The sequence below is a fragment of the Desulfosarcina sp. genome (assembly GCF_033791525.1).
Lineage (GTDB): Bacteria > Desulfobacterota > Desulfobacteria > Desulfobacterales > Desulfosarcinaceae > Desulfosarcina.
Genome location: NZ_JASJGN010000361.1, coordinates 1 through 4,523 on the forward strand (window position 1 = coordinate 1; position 4,523 = coordinate 4,523).

Genomic DNA, 4,523 nt, shown 5'->3' on the forward strand with positions numbered 1-4,523 from the left:
CTCCGCTTCTGCCGCGTCCATCACGCGGATGCCATGCGCCGCCACCCGCTGCATGTCGTGATGGATGGTGGTGGCGGCGGGCGCCGACATCCGCACGTCGGCCGTTTTTGCGCGGTCGATCAGGGCCTGGGAGACCGGGCCGCCGCCCATTTCACATCCGGTAACCACCAGATTTCCGCGGGTCTGCCGGATCTCGTCCGCCAACACCCGCACCGGCGATCGGACCACCGCTTTGTAGTGAAGATCGTGGTCGGTGTCATAGCAAAGCATGTCCAGGGTACCGGCACCGATGTCCAGCAACAGGTAGCGTCCCATGGCACCTCTCCTTTCCCGAGAGCCCGTTTCAAAAAGCCCAATGTAGGACTATGTCGGGGCTGGGCAACCATTTTGAGACAGGCTTATTATGATTTGAATTTGCTGATCTGATCCCGGAGAAACTGCTTGAAGCCGCTTCTCTCTTGATCGAAGGCCTGCTCCAGTGGGCTGCGGTTGCGGTTTTCGATCAATGTTTTAATGACACCCAGAAGTTGAGGATCGGCCTTGACGATCTGAGCCGCAATGGTTTTCGCGCGGTCCAGCAGATGCTCCCGGGGCAGCACCTCGTTCACCAGACCCCAGGCCAGTGCCGTGTGGGCGTATATGGGCTGACAGGCAAAAGAGATCTGTTTGGCCCGGCGCTGACCCACGGTCTGCTGAAGCAGTTGGGTCATTCCCCAGCCCGGATGGATGCCAACGCGGACATGGGTATCGGAGAACTGCGCATTTTCAGCAGCAATGATAAAATCGCAATTCAGCGCCAGTTCGAAGCCGCCGGTGATGGCGTGTCCGTTGACCGCAGCGATGATGGGCTTATTGCAGGCACGCATCAAATCCGGCAGGTCGCTGCCGTTTCCCCGAGGGTCGAAAAGATTCTCCTTCCCGATGGCACCCAGGTCCAGGCCGGCACAAAACGAGGGTCCGTTTCCGGTAATGATGATCACCCGGACATCATCTCGGACGGTCACCGCATCCAGCGCGTCGTAAAGGCGGATGAGCAGCTGCTGGTTGATGGCGTTCCGCCGCTCGGGACGGTTGAGCGTGATCACCGCGATCTGATTTTCCACATCCAAAAGCACGGGTCGGGCCATCGTTTTTCTCCTTAGTGGTCGCTGCGGGCTTTTTACGCAGCCGTTAAGGTTGCCGCGCTGTCATTTGCCGCGGGTCGTCAACGATCAACCCGTCCACACCCATGGCCAGCATCCCGAGCGAATCTATCCGGCCATCCACCGCATAGGGAAACACCCGCGCTCCCAGGTCGTGAAGGCTGTCCACCTGCTGTCGGGTCAGTACCCGGAAGTCCGGATGCCACGAGAAACCATTGATCCGCTGGTACCAGTGGATCAAGCGCTCATCCGCGGGAGCTTCGGCAAGGAGGCCCAAAGCGATTCCTGGCTCCAGTTTCCGGAGATTTTCCAGCATCTGCCATTCGAAGCTGGACACCAAAACCTCATCAAGCATATTTTTCCCACGCACCAGGTTCAATACCTGACGCTCAACGGCATCTGCCGGCCCGTCCGCCTCAAAGGCTTCCGGCTTGATTTCGATGTTCACCAACAGGTGCCCTTTTGCCGCATCCAACACCTGGGCCAGGGTGGGCAGCCGCTCCGTGTTGAACCGCGGGTCGAACCAGCTGCCGGCGTCCAACCGGTCCAGCTGATCCATGGTAAGCGCCTTGACCGCACCGGTTCCGTTGGTGGTTCGGTCCACGGTTTCGTCGTGGATCACCACCAGGTGGCGATCCTTGGACAGACAAACGTCTAGTTCGATCATATGGGCGCCGGCATCGATGGCACCGTTGAACGCGGCGAGGGTGTTCTCCGGGTAACAGGCACTATAGCCCCGGTGAGCAATAAATAACGGTGTTGGCAACTGATGGATATTCATTTATAAGTCTATATTACACCTGTATTTAGCAAAACAACGGCTCCCCATTCCCAGGCAACGGACGAATGGGATGTAAGTACAGGATAAATGAGCTGATTTCAATGGAATTGAAACATTGCGTGGTTATCAACCCACCGTGTCGAGGGCTTAGACCGCCCCCGCATCCAAAGGCTCGACGCATATCCGATCAACTTAAGAGCGCCGCAGGTCATCAGCGATGAACCCGATTTCCACTTTTCCCGTGAGAACCAAGCCTCACATCCGATATGTACTCACCGACATCGACGACACCCTCACCATCAAGGGCCGGCTGCCGGCGGTGGTGTTCGCCGCCATGGAGGACCTCCAACTGGCCGGCATCCGGGTGATCCCCATCACGGGTCGCCCGGCCGGCTGGTGCGACCATATCGCCCGCATGTGGCCGGTGGACGGACTGGTGGGAGAAAACGGCGCCTTCTATTTTCGCTACGATGGCCGCGAGAAAAAGATGATTCGACGCTACTGGAAGTCAAAGGAAGAACGACGCGCCGATCGCGCCAGACTCGATATAATCCGGGAAAAAATCCTGTCCAGCGTTCCGGGATGTGCCGTGGCCGCCGATCAGGCCTATCGTGAAGCGGATCTGGCCATTGATTTCTGCGAAGACGTGCCTGCTCTGCCCATGCCATCAGTCGAAGCCGTCAAGGCAATTTTCGAAGCCAATGGCGCCACTGCCAAGATCAGCTCCATCCACGTCAACGGATGGTTCGGTGACTACGACAAGCTGTCCATGTCCCGATTGATGTTCGAGGAAGAATTTAACGTGGAAATGGATGCGGTACGGGAACAGGTGATCTTCTGCGGCGATTCACCCAACGATTCACCCATGTTCGGCTTTTTTCCCCACTCGGTGGGGGTAGCCAATGTCCGTGCCTTCGAAACGCAGCTGGCAGTGCCGCCGATTTGGGTGACCCGATCCGAGGGCGGGTTCGGGTTTGTCGAAATGGTGAAGATTATTTTGGATCGATGATGCCAGTTCAGGAAAATACGATTCTTTTAGGGTTGATATTATACTTCCGCATCCTATTCCAAACGGTTCCCCGACTTATCCCCAATATGCGGGCGGCGTGAGATTTGTTACCCATTGATCGTTTCAGTGCTTCAATCAGTGCCGTCTTTTCTTCGCAATCTTTTTCTGGGGCACCATTATAGTGGCAAACATCAGCCTCATTATATTCAAGAATATGCCCAGGGAAATCATTAGGGCCAATCAGACCAGAATCTTTGATGACAAAGGCGTATTCTATGGCAGCTTTCAATTCTCTGACGTTCCCAGGCCATCGGTAAGTCATGAATAAATTCATTGCCTCAGCAGTCAAACCGGTAATCTCTTTTTTGGTCAGCATCTGCATTTGATCAACAAACGATTTGACCAGCAGAGGCACATCATCCATGCGGTCGCGCAGCGGGGGCAGAGTTATTGGAATTACATTAATTCGGAAAAACAGGTCTTCACGAAATTTCTTCTCCTCGATTAACGCTTTAAGATTCTTGTTGGTGGCTGATATAATTCGTGCATCAACACCAATTGGTTCCTGATCTCCAACTCTTTCAATTTTCTTGGACTCCAGAACCCGAAGAAGCTTCACCTGGACAGAGGGAGGCAGATCCCCAATTTCATCCAGAAACAGGCTGCCGCCATTGGCATACTCAAATCGCCCCATTCTATGCCGGTAAGCCCCAGTAAAGGCCCCCTTGATGTGACCGAACAGCTCACTTTCTAAAAGGGCTGGATTCAATGCGGCACTGTTGACCTGGACAAACGGTCCTTCTCTTCGTTTACTCAAATTGTGAATGGCCTGGGCAACAAGCTCTTTTCCTGTACCGCTCTCGCCGAAAACAATCACTGGCGCATCACTGTTTGCGGCTTTTTCAACCACACCAAATACTTTTTTCATCAAACCGGATTTCCCGATAATCCCCTGGAAGCCTATTCCCCCATAAAGCTGCTGCGACAGGCGGTTCAACTCGCTATCCAATTTTTGAACGTTGGAAACATCGGTGAAGATTTCCACGGCCCCAAGGACTTCACCAGTTGATCTATAGAGAAGTGAGGCTTTTTTGATAACAGAGGCATAAGATCCGTCTTTTTTAACCACCAGACATTCTTTTTGAATGTTTTTGGCCTCATAGAAAAGTGTGCACCATGTTCCCGGCACCTTGGACATCAGTGGTTCGCATGCGTCACAATTTAACATCAGGCAGGGCCGGCCTATAATTTCAGACCGTTTGTATCCAAGAATTTTTTCCATGGCACGGTTTATATGAAAGATTGACCCGTCTGGCCTGACTATCATTAGACCGTCATTGAGAAGATTAAGGATCTTATCCCAATTTTCTATGAGTTCAAATTCAGTCGTTTCAATTTCCATCGGTGGCCTCATGCATTGTACATATCGTTTAAACATATTGTTTATACGATATGTACATTTTATGCAAATACTAAATTGTGACAACTGATGTTAAATATATTTTTTGTTATTATTATAGACGGTTGATAAATATCACCGTTAATTTTTTTTTGGGCATGCGTATTGCTTGGTAAAACACCGATAGCTGTC

Annotated in this window: 5 protein-coding genes; 1 reads left to right on the forward strand and 4 read right to left on the reverse strand. The window is 52.6% G+C overall.

The features are described 5' to 3' along the window. The 3 genes from QNK41_RS17860 to QNK41_RS17870 form a co-directional block, all read right to left on the reverse strand. On the reverse strand, positions 1–315 hold a 315-nt coding region (locus QNK41_RS17860; protein WP_319259556.1), incomplete at its 3' end, for a DUF1786 family protein. 86 nt (positions 316–401) lie between these two features. After that, positions 402–1,127, reverse strand: a complete 726-nt coding sequence (locus QNK41_RS17865; RefSeq protein ID WP_319259559.1) for an enoyl-CoA hydratase — start codon at positions 1,125–1,127, stop codon at positions 402–404. A gap of 43 nt (positions 1,128–1,170) precedes the next feature. Continuing rightward, entirely contained in the window at positions 1,171–1,908 is a 738-nt protein-coding gene (locus tag QNK41_RS17870; protein ID WP_319259561.1) for a glycerophosphodiester phosphodiesterase, read from the reverse strand. A 232-nt stretch (positions 1,909–2,140) separates the two neighbouring features. Here QNK41_RS17870 and QNK41_RS17875 point away from each other — a divergent pair, with 232 nt between their 5' ends. Then, on the forward strand, positions 2,141–2,932 hold the full coding sequence (locus QNK41_RS17875) for an HAD-IIB family hydrolase (RefSeq protein ID WP_319259564.1): 792 nt from the start codon (positions 2,141–2,143) through the stop codon (positions 2,930–2,932). 7 nt (positions 2,933–2,939) lie between these two features. Here the strand turns inward: QNK41_RS17875 and QNK41_RS17880 are convergent, their stop codons facing one another. Continuing rightward, positions 2,940–4,334: a sigma-54 interaction domain-containing protein gene (locus QNK41_RS17880; RefSeq protein ID WP_319259567.1), complete on the reverse strand. Its 1,395-nt coding sequence runs from the start codon at positions 4,332–4,334 to the stop codon at positions 2,940–2,942. Positions 4,335–4,523 lie beyond the last annotated feature (189 nt).

What these genes read in the sequence shown, in the direction of transcription:
- QNK41_RS17865 (WP_319259559.1), bottom strand. Translation starts at nt 1,127, where the DNA reads ATGGCCCGACCCGTGCTTTTGGATGTGGAAAATCAGATCGCGGTGATC.
- QNK41_RS17875 (WP_319259564.1), top strand. Translation starts at nt 2,141, where the DNA reads ATGAACCCGATTTCCACTTTTCCCGTGAGAACCAAGCCTCACATCCGA.
- QNK41_RS17880 (WP_319259567.1), bottom strand. Translation starts at nt 4,334, where the DNA reads ATGGAAATTGAAACGACTGAATTTGAACTCATAGAAAATTGGGATAAG.